Raw genomic sequence first — 26,243 nt, 5'->3', positions numbered from 1 at the left:
ATGTGTGGTCAGCTTCGCGGCAGGTACTGCCCTGCACGGGTGCCGAGGTGCTGTCCGTCGTGGACGACGAGCCGGCCGTTGACGATCACGTGGGGTACCCCAGCCGCGTAGCGCCCGGTGAACGCGAACGTGTCCTGGGCTGCGAGGACTTTGAGATCGAGCACGGCGAGATCGGCGTGTGCTCCCACTTGGACGCGCCCACGCCCGTGCAGTGCGAAGCGGTCGGCGACCATCGAGGTCATCTTCCGCAGTGCCTCCTCGAGGGTGAGGGTGCCGGCCCGCAGGACGTGGTGCGCGATGTAATGGGTGTGCCCGGTGAAGAAGAGCGGGTGGCGCGTGCGTTCGGCGAGAGGTCCGTCGGTGCGGCTGGTGAACCCGTCGACGCCGAGGCAGAACAGCGGATGGGCGATCGCCTCGGCGACGTGCTCGGGGGTGAACAATCGACCCATCAGCTGCACGGCGTGCATGTCCGCCCCGGCTGCCTGGAGGACATCGAAGAACGCGTCCCAACAGTCCTGTCCCCGGCGCCCGGCGATCTGCGGGAAGGACAAGCCCTCCAGTTCCGGTGTCGCCGGACTGGTCGCGAGGACGACGCGGTCCCACTGTCCTTTGTGCACGAACCGCCAGTACCGGTCGCAGTCGCCGCGCAGCCGACCCCGAACCTCGGCGTCATCCAGTAGCCGTGCGGTCTGGGCAGGACCGTCGGCGAGAATCCATCCCGGCAGCAAGCCGGTGGCGAGGCCGATGCCGTGCGGGTAGGGAGTCATGTCGGCAAGCACGTCCATCCCCGCCTTCCGCTCGGCGGCGAGTCGGCCGACGGCCTCCTGCCAGGCATCCGGCGACGCGCCGGTGTCGTGGCGAACATTGAGATGCGACAGCTGCGCACGAAGGTTGTCGCGCCGTGCGACGGCGAGGAACTCATCCACGGCGTCGAGGAGGTGGGCGTCGCGGTTGCGGATGTGGCTGGCGTAGATGCCGTCGTACCGGGAGAGCGCTGTGGCGACGCCGGTGAGCTCATCGGTGGTCGCATCACGCCCGGAGCCGTACTCCAGGCCGCTCGACATTCCGAGCGCCCCCGCGTCCATCGCCTCCTCAAGGTGTCGGACCATCCGCGTGACGCCGCCGGCGTCGGCGCCGGTACCGCGTACCGCGGCTGCATCGCGCAGAGCCGTGTGCCCGACGAACCACGCCAAGTTCTGAGATGTTCCCCCGTCGTGACGATGCACGACGTCGAGCAGATCTGTGAAGCGGCGCCACGTGACCTCTCCGTCGTACCCGTACGCGCTCAGCGCGTTGCGGGCCGCGTCGACGCCAGCCGGAGCGACGGGTGCGTACGTGACGCCGCAGTTGCCGACGACCTCGGTCGTCACGCCCTGGCGGATGGTGCTCTGGGCATCGCGGTTGCCGAGGACCGACCAGTCGCTGTGACTGTGCGGGTCGATGAAGCCGGGGGCAACGGTCAACCCCGTGACATCGATGCATTGCCCCGCCTCGGCGCGCAGACCGCTCTCGACGGCGACTACTCGCCCGTCCTTGACAGCGACGTCGGCCACCCGTGCGGGTGCGCCCGTGCCGTCGACGAGCTTCCCGCCGAGCAGGACGAGGTCGACGACGGGAGCGACGACCGCGGGCATCAGCGGAGCTCCTGATCGTGACGGTCTCGCACGCGGCTGAGGAAGGCGAGCGAGATCAGCGCCCCGAAGGTGAGGTAGAACGCTGGGGCGACGTCGACACCTGTCGATTTCGCGAGGAACGTGTTCACGAAGGGCGCAGTGCCACCGAAGACCGCCACGCCGATGTTGTACGAGCTGGAGAACGCGGTCGAACGGACCCGAGTGGGGAACAACTCGATGAACATCGCTGCCATCGGGCCCGAGACCGTGGCGAACAAGACGACGAAGACGACCTGGCCGAGGAAGGCACCGGCGATGGTGCCGCTGGCGACGAGCGCGAAGACCGGGTAGGTGCCGAGCGCGAAGAGCGCCATGGCGCCCACCATCAGCTTCTTGCGCCCGACACGGTCGGACAGGGCACCCGCGGCGATGATCAGCGGCACTTCGATCAGCAGAGCTACGACGTTGGTCGTCAGGGCATCCGCCAGGGGAAGGGTGTCGACGCCGGCCAGGAACGCCGGGAAACTGGTCGCCGTGTACCCGTAGAGGGTCACGCCGAAGACGATGCCGAGCACGAGCAGCCAGTTGCGGCGCGTTGGTGTTCGCCACTCGTCGTCGGCGGCAGGGACATCGTTCGTGCTCTGCTGATGCGAGCGCAGGTCTTCGCCGAGCTCTCGGTAGGCCGGGGACTCGTCGAGCTGGAGGCGGACGAACAGCCCGATCACCGCGACGACGCCGCCGACGAGGAACGGGACGCGCCACCCCCACGCGTCGACTGCCTGCTCAGGTATGACTCGGACGATGACGGTGGCAATGCCCGTCCCAAGCAGGAATCCGGTAACCGTCGATGCCTGCACTATGCCTGAGAACAACCCACGCCGACCAGTGCGCGCGTGCTCGAGGAGATACGTCGCCCCGCCGGTCCACTCGGCGCCCACCGCCAGACCCTGGATCATCCGCAACGCCACGAGCAGCGCCGGGGCGAGCAAACCGACCGAGGCGTACGTCGGGAGCAGACCGATGAGCAGGCTCGAGACGCCGACGATCACCATCGTCAGAGCGAGCATGCTCCGACGGCCGGCACGGTCGCCGAGACGACCCAGGAAGATCGCGCCGAGGGGGCGGCACACGAATCCCACCGCATACGAGGCGAGGGCTACCAGCAGCGAGACCGTCGGATCGTCCGTCGGGAAGAAAAGGCGTCCGATGACAGCGGCCATCGCGCCGTAGATCGCAAAGTCGTACCACTCGAGCACCGTTCCCAGCACCGCCGCGGTCGTGACCTTGCCCGGTACTCGATGGCCGGTGTCCGTGCGCCTCTGCCGTGCTGATGTCCCTAGCTTCATTGCCCAGCCTCTCCACGGGACTTCCTGACGAGACGCTGACAGTAGGCCGCAAATGGCAGATGGTCAACCATCGGCCATCTGCTAGGCTGGGACGCCCAACCAAGGAGTCCTGCACGATGTCCGCACTGCCTGCTTCGCCACCCGAGTCGAGGCGCGACTGGGTCCTGCGCAACCTGCGCGAACGCATCGCCTCGGGTGAACTCGCCGCCGGCGAAAGGCTCGTCGAGCGCGACATCTCAGCGAACTACGGCATCAGCCGCGGACCGGTCCGCGAAGCGATCATGGTCCTCGAACAAGAGGGCCTCGTCGTCTCGCACTCCTATCGCGGTGCCGTCGTCGCAGAAATCCCCCAGACTGAGATCTCCGATATTCTCGTGCCGATCCGCCTCGTCATCGAGAAAGTCGCGTTCCGCGATGCGGCGAAGGCGGGGAACGAGGAGCTCCGCGCTGCGCTCGAGGTGATCGTCCAGCAAATGGAATCAGCGGCTCACCCGCTCGACGCGCGACGTCTCGCGGACCTCGATGTCGCGTTCCACGAGACCGTGATCGCGGCCATGCGGCACACGCAGTCGCTGCAGATCTGGCGCACGATCCAGCCTCGGGTGCGGGCATACTTCCTCCGCGACGCCCCACACCATGACAGCCCGCACGCCGTGGTCGAACAGCATCGCGCACTCCTCGACGCCCTCAGCTCCGGCGACCCGCAACGCGCCGAGGCCGAGATCACCGAGCACATCGGCACCTACCTCGACGACTGACGGCACGACGTCAGCGGCGTGCCGCTGCGACGGCCATCAGAGTCTGCCAAGAATCCGAGATGATCGCCTCCGCCGGGCGAGGCACTGCGCCGGCTCGGCAAAGATCGCCTCGGCCTGGTCGACGTTGCCCTCGCCGAGCGCGGCGGTGACCGCCTCGCTGCACACGCGCGCCTGGGCGGCATCCTGAACGAGTACCGACACGCATCCTGATCTCGATGGACGACAGGAAGCCGACTTCGTCGTCCTGGACTGGGCGGCCACGTCGGTGCCGAAGCGGCGGACCGAGATCTTCGCGGACTTCCAGGAGCGCCTGTTCGCGCTCATGGCCCTCGGTGACGAGCGAACGGTCCGCGCGACCTACGTGCTGGGCCAGCAGAAGTACAGCAGCATCGACGAAATCGCCCTGCCCGCGAGATGATTCTCCGGGTGGCGCCGAGCAGACCGGTGCAGCGCTCGGGCTCGTAACACCGTGCGTCCCGTGAGTGCTTCCGCGCGTGACAACGCCCAAAAGCACTCACGGGATCTGGCGCGCGAAGGGGTCAGCGGGCGCTCCTGGCTTCGGGATTACCGCTCGCGCAGATCGCCTGTTGGCGTCAGGCGAGCGACGAAGCCGCTTTCCACCACCTACGTGACCTGCACCGGCCAGCAGGTTCGTCCACCTTCTCGGCTCACTTGGTGATGTGGTGGCATTGCGCGCCGCGTCGCTTCCCCTCGACGTACAGGACAGCGCACGCCTCGCCGTATTTGACCTTGCCCGGTGACACGACGACCGAACTCCCGATCAGGTCACAGCTGGAGTTCGTCCTGCCCTTGATGGTCTTGTACTTCTTTCCCTTGGCCTTGTATTCGAAGTCGATCCGCCAGTTGCAGATCTGGCCGCGCAGTCCGCCGGCTCCGGTGGCGATCGAGTAGGCCGCGAACTCCTTGGAGATCTTGTTCCCGTCGCCCACCACGCTGTGTGCGAGGTATCCGGAGGGAACCGGCACCGGGAAGGACAGGCCGGTGCCCTCTTTGCCGGCATCGATCGTGAAGGCGGGGATCGGTTCGACACCGTGCGCATCGGCGTTGGCGGGTGCTGCGGTGAGTCCGGCGGCTGCCAGTGCGGCAGCAGCGGCGATGAGTGGCGCGGCAATGCGCCTTGTCCAGGTTTTCGGCTCGGTGGAGATCTCGTCGTCCTGGTGACTGGCTCGCATCGGATTGCTCCTGTTCATGGTCGTGAGTGGATTGCCGGCTCGACGTTCTGGCGCGACCACACCGAGATTCGGCGTTTGCGGGCCTGCGGTTGCGCAGGTCGGTCGGTTCTCGCCGGCGTCACCAAGGCAACTGTCTGATCAGCGTCGTTTCAAGATCTCCGGCCGTCCGGGACAGTCCGGGACACGGACTCTGCTGTCCTGTATGTCTGCGGTCACACTCGTTGGAAGCAACCACCCGCGGGGTCGCACGTCTCTGTCCTTGAAAAAGGTTGCAGACCAGATCTTTTAAGGACAGTGACATGAACCTGCGCACCATCGGGACCACCCTGACCGCCGCCGCGGCCCTCGCACTTTCTCTCAGCGCATGCGGCTCGGCCCAGCAGACGCCGCCGGCCCCGCACCTGGACAGTGCGCAGGGTGGCACCTCCGCGGGCACGAACTCGCAGGGCGGCGAAAGCCCTGACGATCAGGGGCCCTGCGAAATCGACGACATGACACCGTCTTTCGAGCTCTCTTCGACCGGCCACGTGAACGCCCACCTGAAGGTCACGAACGCCGGCGAGGCCAGCTGCACCCTGACCGACGACTTCCCGGACATCACGTTCATGGACCGGGAGGGGACCCCGTCCGACGGTCTCCAGATCAACCACGGCCAGCCGGGCACGGGTGGCCCGGTCATCCTCAAGCCCGGCCAGTCGGCCGCTGCGGACGTCGAGTGGCCGGCCGACCAGGGCGGTCCTGACGGGCCGGCCTGCAACCGGGTCTGGGCCGTGAGCCTGAAGATGAACAACGGCGAGCCGAAGACCGTTGAGCCCAACGACGGAGTCTTCGACCTGTGCGGCGGCGAGGCCACGATCAGCAGCTGGCAGGAGGACTGACCCGCGAAGCCCGCGGAGCGGCGCTTCCTCGGAACCGGCGAGTCCACCGGGTGCACCGTTCGAAGGCCGAGCCGGACAGAGCTCAACCAGGTGTGGTCTGCCCGCCCGCACCAATGGCGGAGCGCAGGCGAGCAGGCCACCCGTTTTCAGCGTCGCTTGGCGCGACGCTTCCGGCTCATGAACATGAATGCCGCGCCCGCACCGAGGAGCACCACACCGAGGAAGATCATCTCTGGCAGGCCGGAAATACCGGTGTCGGCCAGCGAGTCCGTCCGCGTGTTGGATGAGGGCGGCGTGGTAGGCACCGGAGGCGCGGAGGCCGGCGGTGTAGACGTCGGCGGCGTCGGCGGTGTAGGCGTCGGCGGTTCCTGTGGGATGTACACGGCGGCGTCGATCGTGTGATCGACCCCTCCTGGGTTGGCGGGCGCCGTGACAGGTGCGTATCCGTTGCACAGCTGCCCGGTGGTCGGCGGGATCACATTGGAGTCATGTGCCCGGTCCTCACCGACCAATGGGAGCGTGAACCGCAGCTCGGTTGCCGGCGGCTGGCTTGGCACCTTGCTGGTGTTCGCGGTGCACACGTCGAACTGCACCGTGTACTTCGCGCCCGGCGTGAGCTCGTAGGCGGCGCCGACCCCACCGAAGTAGTACTCGCCGGCGGCATCGGTCTCGGTCGTGGCGACCTGCTTGCCGCTGGCGTCCAACAGGTTGATCGTCGCACCCGGCAGCGGCACCTGTCCGGGGTCCTGGATCCCGTTGTGTTCGCCGTCGAACCACACCAGGTTGCCGATCTGGATCGGCGCATTCGCCGCCGCATACGCGATATCGCCGAGCCCACCGGCCTTGCCGAATCCGTTCTCCGCCCGACCGACGAACTCGTAGGCGTTGGCGGCCGGGTTGTTGCCGGGCCCCTCGCCGGTCCTGATGTTGTGGTAGCCGGTTCCGCTGGTTTCGATGTTGACGGTCGGGTCGAACTCCGTGCTGATGACCCATTGCTGCTGTGGGATGTAGGCCACCGAGCCCAGCGCGGTTTCCTGGTGCCCGCCGGAAAAGAATTCACCCGGGAAGTATTCGACGACACCATCGCCCTGTCCGCCGTCGGTGGCGGTTTTCGCGTGGTTGGGGCAGTTTCCGGTGCCTTCCCACGAGTATCCACCGGCGGGATTGGCGCAGGCCATGTTGATGTCACCACCGGACATGCCGAGTTCCGGGGTGTTGTTGCCCGGCCGAGGGTCCAGGCCCCTCGCGCTGAGAACGTCCATGAACCGGTCGCGGAAACCCAGGATCATCGAACCGTCCCGGGCGAAGGCGAGGCTGGCCAACTCCGGCTGCGGATTGATGAAGGCGCCGCCCAGGCGGAATTCGTCCCAGGTCAACAGGTTGGTGTTCCACGGGTTCCAGTGGTTGTTCTGTCCCGCGCTCGGGCTACCGGCGAAGACGGCACCCCGCTCGGCAGCAAGCGGCTGGGTCAGCACCGTGGTGAATCGCTTGCCGTCGTAGGTGTAGACAACAGCCTTCAGGTCCGCCCGGTTCTGCGTGCTCTCCGCGGAACACACGCCACCGACGTAGAGCGTGTTGTTGTGCGTTTCAAGACCGAACGGCCGCCAGTCGGTGGGCGCCGCGCAGCCCGGGTCCGGAATCGGCACCACCGCTTCGGGGACCGATGCGGTGGCCCCGGTCGCATTGAAGCTCACCAGGGTCCGGGTCAGCAGGTTCACCGCGTACAGGGTCGACCCGTCCTCCGACAGGGCCAGGCTGCCGATGCTCTCTTTACCCGGCGCGTTGGTGAACCCGGCGTCCTTGTTCATGTTGGCGGTGTCGTGCGGCGTCACCACGGCGCCCGGCACCTTCGCGAACAAGGTTGGCGCGCCCCCACCTTCGGCCGGCACGGTGTAGATCGCACCACCACCATCCGGCCCGTACGGGGCGTGCCGCCGGGCGAACTCGCTCTGGAACAGCCGCTCCCGGTACCTGTCGTAGGCCAGCCCGAACGTCGTGCCCACCTGGGATTGCGTGGTGAGCGTGGTCGGGCACGCCACCTCGCTGGGACACGTGCCACGGCGGTTCGTCCCGAACGCCACCAAAGACCGGGTGTCCGCGCCACCAGCGCCATTCTGGATCGGCACGAAGTACCGCGAATCCGGCAGTGCGTAGTCGGCCGCGTCCCAGACCCCGGTGATCACCGAGGCGTTCTTGCCGGCTGACACGTCGACGAACGTGGTGAAGCTGTCGAAGTGGTTCGGCGCCGTCGAGGCCGGTGCCGCCTGCAGGTAGTCGCTGTACGGCGCGGGGATGGTGACATCGACGCGGTACTGGCCGCCGGTCAGCACGGTCGACGGCGACACCACGACTTTTCCGGTGGAATCCGTGGTGCCGGAGACGCGATGGCCGGCCGGGTCGGCAACATCAACCTTCATCCCCTGCTGCGGCACGTCCATTGCCGTGTTGATCACGCCTGTGCCGAAGAAATCTCGCAGAACCTGAACCGTTAGCGTGCCGTCAATTGCCGAAGCCCCGGCCGCCCCCACCATCGAACCTGTCGCGCTGCCTAACAACAGAATGCTCAAGCCCAACCGCACCAGCCGCTTTCCGGCTGTCCGGCACGATCCTCTACCGGCTCGGCTCATAGCTATCGCTGCCCCTTGTCATGATGAACAAGCCCTCTTCGGGCTGAACAACCAACAACCGCTTCGTAGCCCAGGTGACAGCCGATCTACCCCGAGAGATCATCCCGAACTGCTATATATAACCAGAAAGCCGTGCGACTGCCAAGATAGGTGATCTAGCGACGCATCAGCGGACCTGTTAGCGTCGCGCCGCGTGCGGAGCATGAGAATCCGGCAAGGTCTCCCGCGGATCGCGGCCGGCCGACGCCGATGGCTGCGGCCGCGGTGGGTGGTGGCCGCCCTGGGCATCGCGGGTGCCGCGGTGGTCGCGTTTCTGATCACCGGCCCCGGTTCAGGCCCTACCGGTCCACGTGCATTGACCTCGGATGAGGCGAACCGGCTGGCTATCACGCGGTTTCGCAATTACCAAGCGGGGGGCCGCGGGGTGACGATCACCGTGCCGAGTACCGCTGGCGGGCTGGTCATCACGGGATCCATCGACTACCGCGCCGAACTCGGTTACGGCGTGGTGCACGGCACCGGGCGCGATACGTCCAGCGACGGGCTGATCGAATGGACGGCCGCCACCGTGCTTGTCCACCCGATGGCGAACGCCCCGGCGGAAGCACCCGCATCGCCGCCCGGGTCGGATTGGTACAGCCGTCCGCTGCAAACGACCGGCAGCGCGCTGGACACCTCGTTGGCCATCGCGCTCGGTCTCGGCAGCGACCGGCCTGACAACGCCGCACTACTGCCGCAGAACGGCGCCACCTGGATTGGCCAGGACCAGTTGGACGGCCACCAGGTGGATGTCATGACCGGGCCGGACGCCGGCGCCAAGCCCGGTACGGCGGGCACCGTGCGCTACTGGATCGGCTCGGACGGCACCATGTACCGGGTTCAAGTCAAGGTGGCTTCCGAACCGCAGCCGGTGGTCATCGATTTCGACACCGAGAAATATGTTCCGGTTCAACCGGTCCCCGGCGTCAGCCCGCCACCGTAGCCGCCGCTCAGGATGTCTGCACCAGCGCACTGCCGGCGAGCAGTGACGCTGACGGCAGCGGGATGCTTGCGGTGTCCGGTAGCGCCGGAACGGCCGGAACAGCCGTGGCGCCGGTCGTGGTGGCATTCGGGAACTGTGGCTGTGCGTCAGGCGCAGCCACATCGGTGAACGGGATGCCGCCGGGTGCCTTCGGCATCACCCACGTGCCGGACGGCGTGGGCGACTGGGCAGGAACCGGGCAGGACGCGGTCGTCACGAGCTGAGCGGGCACCGTCGTGCGCAGATCATTGGCGTGCAGGCAGTTACCCCGTCCCTGCGTGGCGGTGGGAAACGTCCAGCCGACGTCGATGCCGTTGGCGGCGAAGGTGTTTTCCACGACCTGGTTTCCGTCCGGTGGTAGGTCCGCGGTTGCGGTGATCACCATCCCGGCGTTGATATTGCCGGCGATTCGGTTGCGGCTGAACTGATTCTCGCTGCCGCCATCGATGCCGATGCCGATGCCCCACCCGCCGTCGGCCTGCTCGGGGGTCGACGCCTGCTGGTTGTCCGCGACCAGGTTGCCGGCGACGACGGAACCCCGCTGCGGGAGCAGCTTCTCCTGGTGGTCGGAGTTGATGGTGAGTCCGACGCGGTTACCGACAAAGCGGTTGCCGACCACGTACATCTCGCCACTGGCGTTGGTGCCTTCGTAACCGACCGCGTTGAGTTCGGCAATGTTGTCCCGCACCACGATGTTGCACGGTTTGCACTGCCCGACGTAGATCCCCGAGTCAGCCGAACCTGACGTGTACGAGTGCTCGATGACACCGTTCTGCGCGGAGAACGCGTAGATGCCGTACAGCCCGTTGCGGGTCGCGGTCACATGGGAAACCGAGAACGACTTCAGGAAGGTGACGGGCTCGTCGCCGGTGTCGTAGCCGCCGCTCGTCCCCGGCAACCCGGCAACCGCTTTCGCCGAACCGGTGACCAGAACCCCGTTCTGCGTGTTGTTCTCCACTGTCAGGTTCTCCACGGCCACCCCGGGTGCGGCGACGACGATGCCGTTCGGCTGCTGCAACCGCCCGTCGATGATGACCTGGCCCCGAGACTCGCCACGAAGGGTGATTTGAGCCGTGGCGATCTTCACGGACTCCTGGTACACGCCCGGCGCGACCAACACGAGGTCACCGGGCCGAGCGAGAGACACCGCAGCCGAGATCGTCGGGGCGTCAGCCGGCACTCGGATCGTCACGTGCGCACCGGTCGGTCGTCGGCCCTGGCCCGATCCGTCATCGCCGGCGCCGCAGCCGGCCAATACGAGTAGCAGCGTACCCAGCACCGCGACTGTCACGCGAAGACCGAAACGAGGCATGATCGCAGTTTGGCATGGTCGATTCACCTGTGGGAGGGCGGATATGGCACTCTCCACACCGTGAGCCGAGCCGATCATCGCCCGTCACGCCGCGCGTTCCTCGGTGTCACCGGTGCCGCAGTGGCCGCCGGCCTCGCCGCCGGGTGCGAATCGGGCTCCCCCCAGGCGGGTCAACTCGATGCCCCCGCGTCAACCACGCCGGTGTCACCGACGGGCCAGCACCAGGCGGGCATCACGCTCCCGCAGCCGGCCCAGCCCAATCTGCTGGCCGTGGTGGCCGACCTCGGCGATGCCGTGGCTGTCGGCCCATTGCTGGCCGACCTCGGCCGGGCCATCCTGGCCCTCACCGCGGGGACCGATGCACGACTGCTGGGCCTACCGCCGGGCGATCTCACCGTGACGATCGGAGTGGGCCCGCGACTGGTGCGCATGCTCGATCCTTCCCTACCCGGCGCCGTGGATCTCCCAGAGTTCTCCCGCGAGCAGATCGCCCCGCAGGCACGCGGCGGTGACCTGCTGATGCAGATCTGCGCCAGCGATGCCTTGGCATTACCGATGGTCGCCGCCGCGCTCTTGGACCAGGCGGGTGACCGGATGCACGAACGCTGGCGGCAGTCCGGGCGCCGCGGCTCGAACATCCCCGTAGATCAGGGTCTTACCGCGCCGCGGAACCTGTTCGGTTTCATCGACGGCATCGTGGGCCCGCACACCGCCGGCCAAGAACAACGAGACCTGTGGCTGGCCGGGCCGGCGCCGGTCGCCGGCGGCACCATTGCCGTGCTGCGACGCATGGAACTCGATCTGCCGCGGTTCGCCAAGCTGTCCGTTGCCGACCAGGAGGCAGTCTTCGGTCGGTACCGAGCCACCGGCGTGCCTCTCTCCGGTGGCACCATCACCTCGGACCCGAACCTCGGCGCCAAAACACCGGACGGACGCTACCTCATCCCGGCGGACGCGCACGTCCGCAGAGCGCACTCCAACGTCGTTGGCGTCGGCCTCATGCTCCGTCGTTCCTACAGCACCGACGAACCCGCCCCCGGCCTGCTTTTCACCAGCTTCCAGAACGACGTGCGAACATTCACCAACACCCTGACCCGAATGGATCATTCCGACGCACTGCTGGAATTCACCACCACCACCGCCAGCGCAACCTTCCTGATACTCCCCGGTTTCGACCAACAACACCCGCTTGGCACCACGCTGTTCCACTGAACAGATGGACCACAGTAGACAGTGGTGCTCGGTCGGCCGAGGCTCGGCGCGGGGAGTTCGTGGCGGGATCTTCACGGTGTCGACGTTCTCGGAGGTGAACACGGCGTCGAACGAGGCGTCGCATTTCGTGTCGTGATCACGGGTGAGGCACCGGAACCCGTTGATGCTCGGGTGGCTCTGGTACGCAGTGCTAGAGGGGTGACACCCGACAACCCGTCTTTGGCCGGGAGAATGCGAGCCATGCGACGAACCATGCTTGCCCTCGGGATCACCGCCGCCCTCACAACGGCTTGCTCGCAGACAAGCCAGTCCGCGCCCACCAGCACGCCGCCCACCAGCTCTGCACCGATCACCACGACCACACCGGTCCAACTCCCGCCCGATCCGCAACCCACCGGCGGCGGGCCATGCCCCTACCTGACCAACGCCTTCGTGGCCGACGCGAACGGGCAGCGCGTGTCGAAGGTCCAGGTCTCGGCGGACAAGCCACACCCGGCGTGCTTCTTCTACGCGCTCACCGGGGAGCTCCAACTCACCGTTCGGGTGTATTCCGGCGACCCGGCCGTGGCGAAGGCACTCGTCGACAAAGCGGCGCCGGTGGACACGAGCAACCCCGCGACCGACCAGGCAGGCTGGCAGGGCGGCTACCAGCCGACGGAAGGCGGCGCGGTGTACGCCGTGGTCAAAGGCGGTGCGGCGATCATCGTGACGACCAACCAGAAGCTGACCGTGAAGGCGAGAACCGTTGCCGAGCAAGCGATCGCCGCTCTCGCGCTCTAGGTAAGCCGGGAGGACCAGTACCCGGGTCCGGTGTGCCAAGCGCCGCAGCGGATCCGTGTACCTCGAAGCGAAGAAAAACAACTATCCGTGGCTGACACCCCACATCTGGCACGTTAACGTAGGCGAGTTCCGGAAAGGAGCACACGTGGCGATTCTGGAAGCGCCGAAGTCATCGGGGGGACTCGGCGCGAAGATCGTGCGAACCTTCGGCGAGCTGCTGATCACCGCTGGGCTGGTCGTCCTGCTGTTCGTCGTCTACGAGCTGTACGTGACCGACTTCTTCTCGGCGAAGAAACAGGCCGGCGCGACGACGACGCTCGACGGGGACTGGGCACAGGGCCGGCAGCCGCATCCCGAACTGATCGACGGCAAAGCGTTCGCCAAGCTGTACATCCCGGGCTTCGGCGCCGACTACCACTTCACCATCCAGGAAGGCACCGAAGCGGCGGTACTGGAGGTCGGGCCGGGGCACTACAAGGGCACCGCGCTGCCCGGCGAACCAGGCAACTTCGCGGTCGCCGGGCACCGGGTCGGCAAGGGTGCGCCCTTCAACGACCTGGACCTGCTGAGCTCCTGCGACGCGATCGTAGTGGAGACGCAGACCGACTTCTTCGTCTACCGCGTGCTGCCGCACTCCGACGAGATCGCGAACTGGTCGACCGGGAAGGGCGCACAACCGCAGTGCTCGCATGTCGGCACGCTGCGGACGAACGCGGCCGACGGCGGCGGCCCATACGGCGAGACCTACGGCCGCGAGATCGTCAACCCGAACGAGGGCGATGTCGTGGCGCCGGTGCCACACGAACCGCCCGACATCCTGCCGCCCGCACAGCAGGTCGCACTGCTCACGCTGACCACGTGCCACCCGCAGTTCTCCGACCGGCAACGGCTGATCGTGCACGCAGTGCTGACCGACCAGTTCCCGAAGACGGCCGACGCCACGTATGCCCAGTTGTTGCAGGCGATCGGGGAGGCGTAGATGTACGGCTGGATCTGGCGTCACCTCCCCGGGCCACTGGGCGCGAAGCTGGTGCTCGCGCTGCTACTGGCCCTGGGAGTGATCGCACTGCTGCTGTTCGTGGTCTTCCCCTGGCTGGAACCGATGCTCCCGTTCAACCAGGTCTCGGTCCCGAACTAGGAGCGTTCGGGCTGTTGCCACGCCTGCCACTTTCCAACGATCAGTACGGAGCCCGACAGCGTGACCGACCTCTACCGGATCTCCATCGACGACAAGACGGATGCCACCCTGCGCGGCCGGATCCACATGATCAATCCCGATGCGGGATTCTTTCCGGAAGAACTCGACTTCCCGCTGCGGATCATCATCGACGCATGGCACCGCATGAAGCACGGGTACTTCTTCACCGGCCACCACCTCGGAGACGACCGGCTGCCCATACCTCGCGAGCGGGCGGCCGCGATCGCGACCGAGCATGAGATGAAGGAGGAGTTCGAGGAGTGCCAGGCACTCGACGAAGGGGCGGAAGTCCGCATCGAACCTGACGACGGGGCGATGCTTTCAGCAGCTGACGCCGAAGGCGCGGACGCCTACGAGCAGGCGAGTCTACGCATCGCGGAGAAGTACGGGATGCAGTTCCGCATGAGGTGGATGAGCGACCGCGAGTGGTACATCCAGGGCGAGCGCGACGGCGAAGCCTTCCTCGATCGTGCCTACGGAATCATCAACGCCTTTGAAGTAGGCGAACCGCACAACATGCCGCCCTTCTGGGACGCCGACGACGATCTCGTGGCACCCAAAACCCTCGACGGATACCCGTACGTCGAGTTCACCCTTACCGCGCGCGACGCACGCTACCTCGCGCACCTATCGCGCGGTATGCACTGGGCGACGGCAATCTACGGTGAGCTCGAAGACTGACGCTGAACACTTGGAGCCGCCAATGCAGGCGCAGCCACGGCGGGCAAGACCAGCCACGCCCCCTGACACGGGATTTTGAGACGCGAAGAGCTCGGTTCCGGCGGCGCCCTCCACGGCGGCGAAGCGCTGTGATCTGAACTCCTCTATGGGGCGGTGCAGTGGCAGGGAAGCACCTAGAGGGCCTTGGATAGTCTGGCGTTCCACAGCTACGGGAGACGCCAGGTGCAGGCCACGTCTCGTCATCCGCGCCAGGGCACGGCACTCTCGTGGTGCTTCCTTCGACTGGCGGTCGGGTTGCCGAGGATCCGGCCAGTGCGGCGCTTTTGAGAGAAGGCGGGTCAGCATGGCCGCGGCGGAGGCAAACGACCATCGGCACTCGATGAGGTCCACTACCACCCGCTGGATCTCGTGGACGTTGGCTGCGACGGTCATGGCCGTTGGTCTGCTGGGCTACGTCGGGGCATCGATCGTGTTCTGGGCGGACTACGAGATCTACCCCGTCTCTTCTCCCGACATGAGCAACACCGTGCAGTCCGGAGACGATGTGATCATCACCGTGACCGGTGATCGCGACGTGCAGCGGGGCGACATCATCGTCTTCGACGGGTCGTCCTGGTCCCTTGACGGGCCGTTCATCAAGAGGGTCGTCGCGATCGCCGGAGACACGGTGTCCTGTTGTGACCAGCAGGGCCGGATTCAGGTGAACGGTACGTCGATCTCCGAGGACTACGTCCGCCACGACGACCCTTGGGGCGACCAAGTCGGGCGGTTGCCGTTTGCGGAGGCCGTGCCCCAGGGCATGGTCTTCGTCCTTGGTGACTGGCGGGCGAACTCCGCAGACTCCCGGGTTCATCGCGACCAGCAAGGGCGGGGAAGCATCCCCGTTACCGCGATCACGGGACGGGCCGTGGGAATCCACGAGCCCTGGACCACCCCGAGGCCCGTGCCGACGACCTCGGCATTCGCCGACGTCGGCCTGGCCACGCCCACCCCGGCGGATCATCGTTACAGCTACCTGCTCTGGGCCGCGCCCGTCAGCGCAATGCTTTGCGGGATCGCGTTCGTGTGGCTCCTGGTCCTCGCAGTGACCACGCTCGTGCGCAGGCTGCGACGAGGACGGTCCAGCCCGGAAGGTGGGAGTCCTCCCCCGCACCACGGCCTCTAGACCGCGCTGAACGCGGCGGAAACACCCTGTCACCGATCGCCACCCGCACCCCCTGCCGCGGGTCTGAACTATGCGGAAGTCGTGGTACCAGATCTCGGGAAACGGGTTGTCCGGCTGCAGCCGCAACGCTGCGAACGTGCCGCCCCCGCCGCCGGGCTTTTCGTCGATCACGCGTAGTTCCGAGTACAGCTGTTCTTCGAACTCGGAGGACGCCCAGTCCTGTTCCGGCGGCTTCGCGAACAAGGATGTGAACAGGTTGCGGATGCTGAACTCGCCGGTGAGCTTGACGCCGCCCCGCTCGAAGCGCCAGTGGCAGGAAATCCGGTTGAAGCGGAGGTGATGCCGAGCTGGCGCAACGTCTCGCCAGAGCGGATATCCCCAGCACCCGACTTGCTCCGCTTGGGGCGAATTCCATCGGATGCGAGTCCGACCCGAGTTCGACCGATGAGGACGGTCCGCTCCAACCCTTGCTGTCCAGCCTGCGAAGGCGGCTTTCGAAGGCGCACCTGGTTGGGCTGCGACCGCCTCGTCTCGTCTCCGCGCTGCGTCGCCTCTTTGCTGCGGGAATACGGCCCAGCTGCATCAGAAGCGAGGCTCTCGCGCCCACTGCAAGTGATCGAAGGCGGTGGTTCGTGGGCTCAGGGAGAGGGGGTGGGTGCGTCCTGTCCTCGTCCGCTCGTGCGTCGGCGGTAGTAGGCGTGTGCAACCGCTCCCAGAAGCGGCCCCCAGGCCAGCAGCGGCAGGTAGCAGACCGTCAAGATGACCTCTTCAGCGGTCGTGTGTCCCGGGGGAAATCCTGCGAACAGGATGGAGAGGAAGAAGTAGTACACGACCCCCGTGCAGGCGAGCGCGCCCAGTGCGGCCGGTACCACCGCGGCGAGCGGTGGGATGCGGCGTCCGCCCAGCAGCGGTATCCAGCGCGGCACCGACTCGCCCCATGACTGGACCAATCCCAGGGTGAGCAGCCCGAGCGCCTCGGAGACCGCGAAGAGCAGGATCAGATACAGATCGAGCCCGACGCCGTGGTCGCGGGCCTCGGCTGTGCCGAAGCCGGGGATGGCCAGCATCACTCCCATGCGCCACAGTCCCGAGGGCAGGATCACGAAGGGCACGGCGTGCGCGGCAATCCGCGCCCAGCGGGGCACTGGGGAAACGGGGACAGGGCCGGCGCCCCGAGTGGTGCGCAGGTACCCGTTCGCCGGGAGAGTTTCGGGGCGGAGGTTCGACATCACTGCTCCTTCGATTCGTCAGGCATCGTTCGCGTGACGCATTTCGAAGATCGCAGCCCGTCCCGCCCTCTGACATCCTCCGCCCGGTGCGGGATGGTCCTCCCCACGAAGGAGGTCTTCGTCCAACTCGAGGATGACCGCGGGCAGCGCTCTCCGAGGCGGGTGCGGGGTACGCGTGGGCCACCTTCCACACGTCGCGGAAGGCCACACCACCACCCGGGTGCCGGAAGCTCTCGCCCATCAACCGCACCCCCAGAGAATGCGGCCCAGATCCGGCATGGCTTGCAGGACGTCATCAAGGGCTACGAGCTGTCGGACGGGCGGATTCTGGTGCTCTCCGAGGAGGACCTCGCCGAGCTGCCGCTGCCGAGCTCGCACACGATCGAGGTGGCGGAATGTCCCTGCCGGCGCGGTGGATCCGGTCCTGTTCGATCGCTCCTACGTCCTGCAGCCCAGCACGTCGGGCTGCGGGCGTACTGCCTGCTGCGCGGCGCGATGACCAAGGCTTCTCTCGGGTGTTCAGGCGACCTCGTCTACGGGCTGCGCGATCACGTCAACTCTTACCGCAACAACCTGCCCGTCTACGTGGATTTCTTCGATGCCAACGGAAATCTCGCTTGGAGAATCCGTCCGGGCGGCAGCAGCTCCGACAGCAGGCCGTTCACGGGCGAGTACGCGGTCTGCACCTAGCGAGGAGCAGCTTCAGCCGGCAATCACGAAATAGCCTGCTGACCCGCATTTACGTGCCATGTCAGCGGGCTCTCCCACGGTCGGGCCGACAGGACTTGAACCTGCGACCCCTTGACCCGCACAAGGTCTCGGCGGATGAACACCACGCACGGCGCGCTTCTCTGCATGGGCACCAGGCCAGAACGACCACCACTGTCCTCCTGGCCTGCCCGGAATGAGCCCGCACGAAATGCGCCTCCCGAGCCGTAAAAGAACTGGACCTCGCCAGGTGGCCGCGTGTTACGTTGCGGAAGTCCAGCTGATTGCTTTTGTACCGCTTTGCCTTGGAAGAGGTGTTTTTGTGCCCCGGATCGCGCCGAGCGCGCCTCGCCGCACCGCGTAGCCGTCCCCGATGCCGTGACGCCAGGGCGTCCTACCGGGACGGAATCCCGGTGCCTTGCTCCAACCCGCATCCGCAATGGATTGCGGGTGTTCCGAGGCCGCTCGGCCTGCTCTTGCTGTCATCTCGTACCTCTCAGCAAGGAGCATCCGGGTGTCCAGCGACGACATCTCCCACCACCAGAGCACCATCAACACCTTCACCTGCGTACGGTGCGGACTGACCGTATCGGCCCTGGTCCCTGACGGCGGCCGGCGCAACCACTGCCCGGCATGCCTGCACTCACGGCACGTCATCGACCAGGTCGAGGGCGGCCCGTCCGACTGCGGCTCGCGGATGAGCCCGATCGCCATCGCGGTGCTGCGCACCGGCGACTGGATGCTCATCCACCGCTGCGCGCGCTGCGACGAGCTCACCTCGAGCCCGGTGTGCGCGGACGACAACCAGCTCATCCTGATGCGCATGGCCGTGCGGCCGCTGGCGCAGCCTCCGTTCCCACTCGAAGCGTTCGGCACGCTCTGAACGCCCGCTGTGGAAAGGAGAGTTCAGCCATGCCACGCCGCACACAACCGAGCGGCCGCAGGCAGCGGCGCCGCCCGCAGCGGCACAAGGACGTGCTGCACGGCGATGGCGGTCACCGGGCGCATGACTTCCGGTGCGTGGGCTGCCGGCTCGACGTATCCCTCGTCGCGCCCGGTACCGCGCACCGCAACCATTGCCCGCACTGCCTGGCCAGTCGGCACGTCGACCACCGCATCCCGGGCGATCGAGCGGCCGGCTGCCGCGGGCGCATGGAGGCCCTGAGCCTGACCGTCCGCGCGGACGGCGAATGGATGATCATCCACCAGTGCCTGTCCTGCGCCGAGCTCAGCGCCAACCGCATCGCCGGTGACGACAACGCGCTCGCCCTGATACGCCTGGCTCTCAGGCCGCTTCAAGACAACCGTGCCACGGGCAGCACCCTGCTCGCCGCACTGTGACACCGCGACCGCGACCCACGTAGTGCCGGGGCGGATGCCCCGCCCCGGCACCTACCTCCCTTTCGTGCTCGCCGCGGAAAGGAGAGGACGCCGAACTATCGAGTCTGCGGTGGGCGCAGCTGGTTCATGGCTGATATCGAACTGACCGGAGATGCACGCCGCGCACCCTGCCGTGACGGCCCGCCCGCCGCGACTCAGGCCTCGATGCCCCGCCGCGCGAGATCGACCGCGATGCCGTCCAGGACACCGGCGAGGCCGGAGGCGAACAGGGCCTCGAGGTCCCAGGGGTCGGCGCCCGCGCGCATCGCGGGGCCGAGCCGCGGGTACGCGCCGGGCTCGAAGAGCCGATCGCGTTCGTCGTCCGGGACGTGCGCCATCCGCTGCCCCGCCTGCCGTTCCGCCTCCACGTCGCTGACGTAGGTCAGCGCCACACCCTGCACGTAGGAGGCGAACATGAACATGTACCGGAAGGCGTCGGCAGGTTCGAGGCCGAGTCCGTCGAAGGAGGAGAACGCGCTCTCGCTGTCCGCCGCGAGAGCCGGGCTGAAGTGCGCGCGGGTCGTCACCAGGACCCTCGACAGGATCCACGGGTGGCGGTGGTACAGCTCCCAGTCGCGGTAGGCGGCTCGTTCGAGGCCGTGCCGCCAGTTTCGCGGCGGCGCATCGGGCAGCGGGACGTCGGCCATCGCGGCCTCCACCATCAGGGCCACCAAATCGTCCTTGGACGCCACGTGCCGGTACAGGGCCATGGTGCTCGCTCCGAGGTCCGTGGCGACCCGGCGCATCGACAGCGCATCAAGTCCCCCCGCGTCCGCGACGTCGATCCCGGCCCGCACGATGCGCTCAACGCTGAGGTGGGGCGCGCTGTCGCCGTCCTCCGGGACGCCGGCCGGTGCGTCCGCCCTGCGCGCCCGGTAAGCCCGCGCCTGGCAGGCGCGGGAGCAGTAGCGCCGCGGCCGCCCCCGTTCCGCGGGCTCCAGCGTCTTTCCGCAGGACGCGCAGACCGGCTGCTCCGACATCACCACACTCCTTTTCGTCACACCCGATGAAGGCGTGTCGAAATTCTATCCCACCATGGAATCGAGGACATAAAGCAAGGAAAACACCAAGAAAAAGCGCTTGCAGCGGATCGAACGCGTATGTGTATCCTGTACGCCGTGATGCGTATCAAGTACGCGCGGGTGACGGAATCCGTCCCCGGTCGACATGCCGCAGCCAAACCGAAGGAGCAGGAGCGAAGGCCATGACCGAAGAAAGCAAGAGAGCCGGGGCCAGGCAGTGGGTCGGGCTCGCCGTCCTGGTATTGCCGTGCGTGCTGGCGTCCATGGACTTGTCCGTCATGTTCGTCGCGCTCCCGTCCCTGACGGCCGACCTCCAGCCGAGCAGCTCCGAACTGCTGTGGATCATGGACGCCTACGGCTTCCTGCTGGCCGGCCTGCTGATCACGATGGGTACCCTCGGTGACCGGTTCGGACGGCGGCGGGTGCTGCTGACCGGTGCCGCGGCCTTCGGCCTCGCCTCGGCCCTGGCGGCCTACGCGTCCAGTCCGGAGGTACTGATCGCGGCCCGCGCGCTCATGGGCATCGCCGGAGCCACGCTGGCCCCCTCCACCCTCTCCCTGATCCGGAACATGTTCCACGACGACCGGCAGCGGGCCACCGCCGTCGGCGTCTGGACGGCCGGCTTCGCGGGCGGCGCCGTGGTCGGCCCCATCATCGGCGGCCTGCTGCTGGAACACTTCTGGTGGGGCTCGGTCTTCCTGATCAACGTCCCCGTGATGATCCTGCTGCTGGTACTCGGGCCGCTGCTGCTGCCCGAGTACCGCGACCCCGAGCCGGGCCGCTTCGACCTGCTCGGCGCCTTGCTGTCCCTGGTCGCTGTCCTCGCCGTGATCTACGGCGTCAAGATGGCGGCGGAGCACGGTTTCGGGCGGACCCCGGCTGCCTGGATCGTCGCGGGACTCGTCGTGGGAGCGCTGTTCATCCGTCGCCAGCGCACGGCCGTGTACCCGATGATCGACCTCGCGCTGTTCCGCACCCGCCGGTTCAACGTGCCGCTGCTCATCGACGCCCTGGCGACCTTCGCGATGATCGGCTTCTCGCTGTTCAACTGGCAGTTCATGCAGCTCGTCCTGGGAATGAGCCCGTTCGAGTCGGCACTGTGGTCGCTGCCCACGTTCCTCGTGATGCCCCTGGGCATCGCCCTGGCCACCGCGATGGCGCCGCGTATCGGCAAGCCCAACGTGATGACCGCCGGGCTTTTGTTGGCGGCCGCCGGATACGTCGCGCTGTCCCTGATCCGGACCGACTCGGGCATCGTCTACCTGGTGAGCGCCCTGACCGTGGTCTCCATCGGCATCGGTGGCGTGTCCGCCGTCGTCACCGAGGTGATCCTGTCCGCCGCCCCGCCGGAGCGGGCCGGGGCGGCTTCCGCTCTGGCGGAGACCTCCGCCGAGTTCGGCGGCGCGCTGGGCATCGCGGTCCTGGGCAGCATCGGCACCGCCGTCTACCGCTTGCAGATGGAGTCCAAGGCCCCCGCGGGCCTCACCCCTGAGGAGCTGGCGGCAGCGGAGGAAACTCTGGGCTGCGCCGTCGACACCGCCGCCGCCCTACCGCACCAGACCGCGCAGGCGCTGCGGAGCGTGGCCTTCGACGCCTTCACCCACGAGATGCGGATCGCCGCGGTGGTCAGCGTCGTCCTGACGACGGGCGGAGCCATCCTGATCGCCACCATGCTCCGCGCCGCGCGCAACCAGCCCGGACCCGCCACTTCACCGGCCGCGGTCCCGGGGCGGACGGCACAGCACGGCGGCCGCGACCAGGTCGACGAACCACCCGCCACGACGCCCAGGTCGTGAACCCCGTCCCGTGGACCGCACCGGTGTAGCCGTGTCCCTCCCGGGATGCCGAAGGGGGTACGACTCGTGTCCCTGCCCTCATCGGGGGGCAGGGACACGGCCGCCGGGCATGTTCAGGTCCTTCCGGCCTACACCGTCACGGCCTCCTCCTCGGAAGCTCGTGGCGCGGTGTCCGCCTTGGGAAACCTGGTGAGCAGAACGGTCAGCCCACCCAGGAGCCCGATGGCGCCCGCCACCCAATATGCCGCGTGGAAACCTGACAGCTGATCGGCTGGATTTGTGGCACCGCCGCTGACACCGGTCGAAACAGCAACCAAGATCGCCAAACCGATGCTGTTGCCGATCTGCTGCGCGGTCACATTGACCGCACCAGCGACTCCGTGCTGGTGGAGCGGCAGGCCCTCCAGCGTGGCGGCCGTCATCGCGCCGAAACCCAAACCCTGGCCGGTGCTCATGACCACGATGCCGGGGAGCATGTGCGCCCAGTACGAGCCGTCCTCAGGTGTGCCCACCCACAGAGCGACGCCGGTCCCGATGAGAAGCAGGCTGGCAGCCATCAGGGGCTTGTAAGCCGCTGGCGACATCAGACGTCCGGCGATCTGCGAGCTGATGATCACGACTACGCCCACGGGCAGAACGGCCAGTGCAGACTCGAACGGCGAGTAACCGAGTATCCCTTGCGCGTACAGCGGCGAGAAGAACAGCAGCCCGCCGGCACCGGTGTAGAAGACAGCACCGGTGAGGGAGGCGGCCCTCACCGGGCGGCTGCGGAAGATGCTCATCGGAAGCAGCGGCTCCGCACGCCCCTTCTCCCACACTACGAAGCCCACCAGCCCGATCACGGCCAACACCAGTGAGATCAGGACCTGCGCGGACCCCCAGCCGACTTCACTGCCCTCGCTCACGCCGTACACGACCAGGCCTATACCCAGGGTGACCAGGATCGCGCCCGGGATGTCCAGGGCGCGAGCCTGGCGCCGGCCCCCAGGAAGCAGCGCCCGGACTCCTGCCAGGATCAGAACTCCGGCGAGGACACTGACTGCGAACACCGAGCGCCAGCCGAGGAAGTCGGTGAGAGCCCCGCCAACAACCAGCCCGGCGCTGAAGCTGGACCCGCCGGTCGCCGCATAGACCGCCAGCGCCCGGTTCCGCTGCGGTCCTTCTGGAAAGATCTGGCTGAGCAGAGCAAGCGACGCGGGGCCGGACAGTGCTGCACCGATCCCCTGCAGTGCACGAGCCGCGATAAGCACCCCAGCGGTCGGAGCGAGCGCGGCGCCCAGCGAGGCCGCGGCGAAGAGCGCTACGCCCACTGCGAAGATCTTCCTGCGGCCCAGGACGTCCGCGATCCTGCCCCCGAACAGGAGGAACCCGGCAAAGGCAATGGAATAGGCAGTCATCGTCCACTGCAGCGTGGAGCTGTCGATGTCGTACTCATCACCGATGGAGGGCAAGGCGGCATTGATGACCGCGACTCCACCGGTGTCCAGCGCCAGCGCTCCGGCAAGGAGGATGAGCGCCCACCGGCGTCGGCTTTCAGGAAGGCCGGTATCCGGCGCTGCCGTCTGTGATTCCGTGTCATGAAGTGTCACTTCGTACTCCGATGGCTGCCCTGGGAAGTGTTGGAGTTTCGTCGGGCCGGCCGCGAACGCGGCGAGAGCCGGCGGCAGGGCACGGGTGATCGGCGCGGCGTCGGGGTTCCGGACCGCGCTGCGGTGCTCCTCATCAGTCCTCGCCCACCACCGGGCGCGTGGCCACCGTCTCGTCGATGTGCTTGGCCAGCCGTCCCCGGAGCTCATGGAGCGCGGCGATCCGGTCATCGAGCGTGGCCAGCCGGTTGGTGGCGAGATTCAACTCCTCGGCGCAGTAGGAGGATTGCCGCAGCGGCGCGTCCAGGCAGCCCTTCTCCAGGACGGGGTGGACGTCATCCAGGGTGAGCCCCGCGTCCAGGAGCTCCTTGATGTTCGCGACCCGCACGGCATCCAACGGGTCGTACGCGCGGTAGCCGTTGTCGGCGCGCTGCGGGGCCAGCAGACCCTGTTGCTCGTAGTAGCGCAGGGATCGGGGGCTGACGCCGGTGAGGTCGGCCAGCTCTCCGATTCGCATCTCGATCTTCCTCAACATGGTGGGGACGCTAGAACCCTGACGCTAGTGTCAAGGTCAAGCCGACGAGTACGCCGAGCGGCCGCCGACGGGGACGGGAGCAATTCGCCACTGACGCACTGTTGTCGGTGACGACGGTGCGATGGTAACCACGGGCGGCGAGGGTGATCTTGCCCAGCTCGTCGAGCGCGAAGACCTCAGCTGCCAGCTCGACAACCGCGCTTCGACGGCGCTGGCCGAGGCGGCGGGCCTGAAGCTGTCCGGCAAGCGGGAAGTGATCTCGCCGGCATGGCAGCGGAGACGCTGATCCGCGCCCTCGCTCTGATCTCCGGGAGCCGCCGGATGTGGCTTACGCTGGTTCAGGACGGGGGGTGAGCCGTGTCCGTAGCAGGTATCGCCGAGCTCGTGCGCGCGGGGAGAAAGCTGCTGGCGACCACCGACGACGTCGACGCAGTCGTCCACGTGGTCACCTCGAACCTGCGGCCGCATGCCCTTCGGGTTCGCGATCGCGGTGAACGCCTGTCCGCGCGCCTGGATCACCTCGACAGCGGCTCGGTCTCGCTGAACCGGCTCCACCACGGCGCGAACGTCACCATCTCGGAGATCACTCCGGAGCAGGGCGAATTCCTGCTCTCACTGCCCGTTGGCGGGCGGGCGCGATTCGCCTACGGCGACACGACCGCGATCCTTGAACCGGGCGCCGCCTCGGTGGGGGCCTGGGTCCCCGACGGGAAGTTCATCGCCACCTACGGCACGTTCGCCGGACACGACGCGATCCGCGAGTTCATCAAGGGCCACATCGCGGCGGGCAAGGAGGACGGCGTCCGGCACCTGCTGACGAACTACGTCGTCGACGGGCACGGTGACCGCGGCACCGCGCGGTGTGCGGTCACGAAGCTCCAGGTCGAGAAGCCGCCGTTCATCATCGCCACGGGGATCTACCAGGACGTCGTGGTACGCACCCCGGGGGGATGGCGGTTCGAGTCGCGTCAGCTGGACATCGACAACGGCGTCTTCGCGCGGGCCGAGGCCGAGGCGGCTGCGAACGGGGCGGCCAATGGCTGAGCTCGCCGTGGAACAGTGGGGAGAGTCCGGGCCGCGGATCGTCATGGTGCACGGCAGCCTGAGTTCGGCTGCGGCGGCATTCAGCGAGCAGCGGGTGCTCGCGGACCGGTTCCGGATCATCGCCCCGTACCGCCGGGGTTACCACCCCAGCCCTCGCACCGATCGAATCGATCCGGATCGCGATGCGGCCGAGATCGCCGGACTGCTCGGCGATGGGGCGCACCTCCTCGGAACCTCGATGGGCGGTGTTGTCGCCATGCGCGCTGCGGCAATCGCGCCGGAGAAAGTCTGGTCGCTGACGGTGATCGAGCCGCCCGCCCTGCCCAACGGCTCGGGCCGGCCGGCGGCCGACCGGCTCTCAACCGCCCTTCGCCGCCATTGGGCAGAGGCCGACAGCGGGGATCCCGAATCCTTCGTGGCCGGCTTCCTCAAGGTCCTGAACATCGACCTGCAGTTGCCCACACCGCTTTCACCGCCGCTGTTCGAAGCGGCCCGCAACCTCACGACGGAGCGGCCATGGGAGACAGGTGTTCCGGCGGAAGCGCTGGCGCAAGCGCCGTTCCCCAAGCTCGTTGTGACCGGTGGAGGCACTCCCGGATTCGAGGACGTGGCCGACGCCCTGGCCGAGGCGATGGGTGGCAAGCGCGTCCTCTTCGACGGTAGCCCACACGCCGTGCAACGGATCGGCCAGCGGTTCAACGACGAACTCCTGGCACATCTGAGCGCGGCCGGAGCCTCGGAAAGCGGCTTGAGCCTCGGAAAGCGGCTTGACCGCATGCCCGCGTCGCCCCGGCCTCCGCAACCATCCGGCGGTCGGGCGGCGCGACCGCCGCAACCATCCGGCGCTCGTCCAATGCCTTGTCGGGCAGCGTTGATCTAGATTTCGAGCCGCGACGAGTACCGTGATCACTCATGCGGCCCACGCCGATGCCGACCCGATTTCCGGACAGCACCGCCATCGTCGCGATCTGCTTGGCGGTGAGCAGCGGGTCCCGCAGCGGCAGCTTCAGGACGTTGGTCGAGAAGTGCGGCCGGGAGGTGATCGCGGACATCGCAGCTATCGCGATGAAGGGATCCGGCATCGGCACCTCCGCCGCCAACATCCGTTTGCCGTCAGGCGCATGGGGATGGTCGGCGGAGACCTCCTCGGGGTGGAAGA

The 26,243-nt window shown here is 67.4% G+C and carries 27 protein-coding genes and 1 pseudogene; 17 read left to right on the top strand and 11 right to left on the bottom strand.

Annotated elements, in window-relative coordinates:
* Positions 1-8 precede the first annotated feature (8 nt).
* On the bottom strand, positions 9-1,634 hold the full coding sequence (locus ACWEV3_RS19900) for an N-acyl-D-amino-acid deacylase family protein (RefSeq protein WP_452615305.1): 1,626 nt from the start codon (positions 1,632-1,634) through the stop codon (positions 9-11).
* Entirely contained in the window at positions 1,634-2,881 is a 1,248-nt protein-coding gene (locus ACWEV3_RS19895) for an MFS transporter (RefSeq protein WP_452615304.1), read from the bottom strand. The genes ACWEV3_RS19900 and ACWEV3_RS19895 overlap by 1 nt, the downstream gene beginning before the upstream one ends.
* Positions 2,882-2,958: 77 nt before the next feature.
* On the opposite strand from ACWEV3_RS19895, the gene ACWEV3_RS19890 reads away from it, so the two are divergent.
* Positions 2,959-3,717: a GntR family transcriptional regulator gene (locus ACWEV3_RS19890; protein WP_452615303.1), complete on the top strand. Its 759-nt coding sequence runs from the start codon at positions 2,959-2,961 to the stop codon at positions 3,715-3,717.
* A 36-nt stretch (positions 3,718-3,753) separates the two neighbouring features.
* Here the strand turns inward: ACWEV3_RS19890 and ACWEV3_RS19885 are convergent, their stop codons facing one another.
* The gene (locus tag ACWEV3_RS19885; protein WP_452615302.1) at positions 3,754-3,918 is read right to left on the bottom strand and encodes a hypothetical protein; all 165 of its coding nucleotides are present in this window, start codon (positions 3,916-3,918) and stop codon (positions 3,754-3,756) included.
* A gap of 64 nt (positions 3,919-3,982) precedes the next feature.
* On the opposite strand from ACWEV3_RS19885, the gene ACWEV3_RS19880 reads away from it, so the two are divergent.
* A complete protein-coding gene (locus ACWEV3_RS19880) occupies positions 3,983-4,135 on the top strand; it encodes a hypothetical protein (protein ID WP_452615301.1) in 153 nt (50 codons plus the stop codon).
* A 250-nt stretch (positions 4,136-4,385) separates the two neighbouring features.
* Here ACWEV3_RS19880 and ACWEV3_RS19875 read toward each other — a convergent pair whose 3' ends face one another.
* Positions 4,386-4,970, bottom strand: a complete 585-nt coding sequence (locus ACWEV3_RS19875) for a hypothetical protein (protein WP_452615300.1) — start codon at positions 4,968-4,970, stop codon at positions 4,386-4,388.
* 239 nt (positions 4,971-5,209) lie between these two features.
* On the opposite strand from ACWEV3_RS19875, the gene ACWEV3_RS19870 reads away from it, so the two are divergent.
* Entirely contained in the window at positions 5,210-5,788 is a 579-nt protein-coding gene (locus ACWEV3_RS19870) for a DUF4232 domain-containing protein (protein ID WP_452615299.1), read from the top strand.
* Positions 5,789-5,934: 146 nt separating this feature from the next.
* Here the strand turns inward: ACWEV3_RS19870 and ACWEV3_RS19865 are convergent, their stop codons facing one another.
* Positions 5,935-8,241 carry an SdrD B-like domain-containing protein gene (locus ACWEV3_RS19865; RefSeq protein ID WP_452615298.1) on the bottom strand — a complete coding sequence of 769 codons (2,307 nt, stop codon included), beginning with the start codon at positions 8,239-8,241 and terminating at the stop codon, positions 5,935-5,937.
* Positions 8,242-8,686: 445 nt separating this feature from the next.
* On the opposite strand from ACWEV3_RS19865, the gene ACWEV3_RS19860 reads away from it, so the two are divergent.
* On the top strand, positions 8,687-9,397 hold the full coding sequence (locus ACWEV3_RS19860; protein ID WP_452615297.1) for a hypothetical protein: 711 nt from the start codon (positions 8,687-8,689) through the stop codon (positions 9,395-9,397).
* 7 nt (positions 9,398-9,404) lie between these two features.
* Here ACWEV3_RS19860 and ACWEV3_RS19855 read toward each other — a convergent pair whose 3' ends face one another.
* Entirely contained in the window at positions 9,405-10,727 is a 1,323-nt protein-coding gene (locus ACWEV3_RS19855) for a right-handed parallel beta-helix repeat-containing protein (RefSeq protein ID WP_452615296.1), read from the bottom strand.
* An 81-nt stretch (positions 10,728-10,808) separates the two neighbouring features.
* Here ACWEV3_RS19855 and ACWEV3_RS19850 point away from each other — a divergent pair, with 81 nt between their 5' ends.
* From ACWEV3_RS19850 to lepB, 6 genes are all read left to right on the top strand, one after another.
* Positions 10,809-11,960 carry a Dyp-type peroxidase gene (locus tag ACWEV3_RS19850; RefSeq protein WP_452615295.1) on the top strand — a complete coding sequence of 384 codons (1,152 nt, stop codon included), beginning with the start codon at positions 10,809-10,811 and terminating at the stop codon, positions 11,958-11,960.
* Positions 11,961-12,200: 240 nt separating this feature from the next.
* The gene (locus tag ACWEV3_RS19845) at positions 12,201-12,740 is read left to right on the top strand and encodes a DUF2020 domain-containing protein (protein ID WP_452615294.1); all 540 of its coding nucleotides are present in this window, start codon (positions 12,201-12,203) and stop codon (positions 12,738-12,740) included.
* Between the two features lie 145 nt (positions 12,741-12,885).
* Positions 12,886-13,719, top strand: a complete 834-nt coding sequence (locus ACWEV3_RS19840; RefSeq protein WP_452615293.1) for a class E sortase — start codon at positions 12,886-12,888, stop codon at positions 13,717-13,719.
* Positions 13,720-13,878 carry a hypothetical protein gene (locus ACWEV3_RS19835; RefSeq protein WP_010694616.1) on the top strand — a complete coding sequence of 53 codons (159 nt, stop codon included), beginning with the start codon at positions 13,720-13,722 and terminating at the stop codon, positions 13,876-13,878.
* A 60-nt stretch (positions 13,879-13,938) separates the two neighbouring features.
* Positions 13,939-14,619, top strand: coding sequence for a hypothetical protein (locus ACWEV3_RS19830; RefSeq protein WP_452615292.1), 681 nt, complete (start codon positions 13,939-13,941; stop codon positions 14,617-14,619).
* 343 nt (positions 14,620-14,962) lie between these two features.
* Positions 14,963-15,784, top strand: a complete 822-nt coding sequence (gene lepB, locus ACWEV3_RS19825; protein ID WP_452615291.1) for a signal peptidase I — start codon at positions 14,963-14,965, stop codon at positions 15,782-15,784.
* 638 nt (positions 15,785-16,422) lie between these two features.
* On the opposite strand, the gene ACWEV3_RS19820 is transcribed toward lepB, so the two are convergent.
* Positions 16,423-16,896 carry a hypothetical protein gene (locus tag ACWEV3_RS19820; RefSeq protein WP_452615290.1) on the bottom strand — a complete coding sequence of 158 codons (474 nt, stop codon included), beginning with the start codon at positions 16,894-16,896 and terminating at the stop codon, positions 16,423-16,425.
* A gap of 399 nt (positions 16,897-17,295) precedes the next feature.
* Between ACWEV3_RS19820 and ACWEV3_RS19815 the strand changes: the two genes are divergently transcribed.
* The 3 genes from ACWEV3_RS19815 (at position 17,296) to ACWEV3_RS19805 (ending at position 19,062) form a co-directional block, all read left to right on the top strand.
* The gene (locus tag ACWEV3_RS19815) at positions 17,296-17,703 is read left to right on the top strand and encodes a hypothetical protein (protein ID WP_452615289.1); all 408 of its coding nucleotides are present in this window, start codon (positions 17,296-17,298) and stop codon (positions 17,701-17,703) included.
* A 532-nt stretch (positions 17,704-18,235) separates the two neighbouring features.
* Positions 18,236-18,604 (top strand): RNHCP domain-containing protein, encoded by a 369-nt coding sequence (locus ACWEV3_RS19810; protein WP_452615288.1) that lies wholly within the window; start codon positions 18,236-18,238, stop codon positions 18,602-18,604.
* Positions 18,605-18,633: 29 nt separating this feature from the next.
* On the top strand, positions 18,634-19,062 hold the full coding sequence (locus ACWEV3_RS19805; protein WP_452615287.1) for an RNHCP domain-containing protein: 429 nt from the start codon (positions 18,634-18,636) through the stop codon (positions 19,060-19,062).
* 194 nt (positions 19,063-19,256) lie between these two features.
* Here ACWEV3_RS19805 and ACWEV3_RS19800 read toward each other — a convergent pair whose 3' ends face one another.
* Positions 19,257-20,081 carry a TetR/AcrR family transcriptional regulator gene (locus ACWEV3_RS19800; RefSeq protein WP_452615286.1) on the bottom strand — a complete coding sequence of 275 codons (825 nt, stop codon included), beginning with the start codon at positions 20,079-20,081 and terminating at the stop codon, positions 19,257-19,259.
* Positions 20,082-20,305: 224 nt separating this feature from the next.
* On the opposite strand from ACWEV3_RS19800, the gene ACWEV3_RS19795 reads away from it, so the two are divergent.
* Entirely contained in the window at positions 20,306-21,919 is a 1,614-nt protein-coding gene (locus ACWEV3_RS19795; RefSeq protein ID WP_452615285.1) for an MFS transporter, read from the top strand.
* Between the two features lie 128 nt (positions 21,920-22,047).
* On the opposite strand, the gene ACWEV3_RS19790 is transcribed toward ACWEV3_RS19795, so the two are convergent.
* Positions 22,048-23,508 (bottom strand): MFS transporter, encoded by a 1,461-nt coding sequence (locus ACWEV3_RS19790; RefSeq protein ID WP_452615284.1) that lies wholly within the window; start codon positions 23,506-23,508, stop codon positions 22,048-22,050.
* 133 nt (positions 23,509-23,641) lie between these two features.
* Entirely contained in the window at positions 23,642-24,040 is a 399-nt protein-coding gene (locus ACWEV3_RS19785; RefSeq protein ID WP_452615283.1) for a MerR family transcriptional regulator, read from the bottom strand.
* 121 nt (positions 24,041-24,161) lie between these two features.
* Here ACWEV3_RS19785 and ACWEV3_RS19780 point away from each other — a divergent pair, with 121 nt between their 5' ends.
* The 3 genes from ACWEV3_RS19780 (at position 24,162) to ACWEV3_RS19770 (ending at position 25,964) form a co-directional block, all read left to right on the top strand.
* Positions 24,162-24,326, top strand: a complete 165-nt coding sequence (locus ACWEV3_RS19780) for a hypothetical protein (RefSeq protein WP_452615282.1) — start codon at positions 24,162-24,164, stop codon at positions 24,324-24,326.
* A gap of 71 nt (positions 24,327-24,397) precedes the next feature.
* Positions 24,398-25,084, top strand: a complete 687-nt coding sequence (locus tag ACWEV3_RS19775; RefSeq protein WP_452615281.1) for a nuclear transport factor 2 family protein — start codon at positions 24,398-24,400, stop codon at positions 25,082-25,084.
* Positions 25,077-25,964 (top strand): alpha/beta fold hydrolase, encoded by an 888-nt coding sequence (locus tag ACWEV3_RS19770; protein WP_452615280.1) that lies wholly within the window; start codon positions 25,077-25,079, stop codon positions 25,962-25,964. The genes ACWEV3_RS19775 and ACWEV3_RS19770 overlap by 8 nt, the downstream gene beginning before the upstream one ends.
* 46 nt (positions 25,965-26,010) lie before the next feature.
* Here ACWEV3_RS19770 and ACWEV3_RS19765 read toward each other — a convergent pair.
* A pseudogene (locus tag ACWEV3_RS19765) lies at positions 26,011-26,187 on the bottom strand (LLM class flavin-dependent oxidoreductase); the annotation flags it as partial.
* Between the last annotated feature and the right edge of the window lie 56 nt (positions 26,188-26,243).

Source organism: Saccharopolyspora sp. NPDC003752, assembly GCF_053605825.1.
This window is presented reverse-complemented; position numbering and strand designations above follow the sequence as displayed.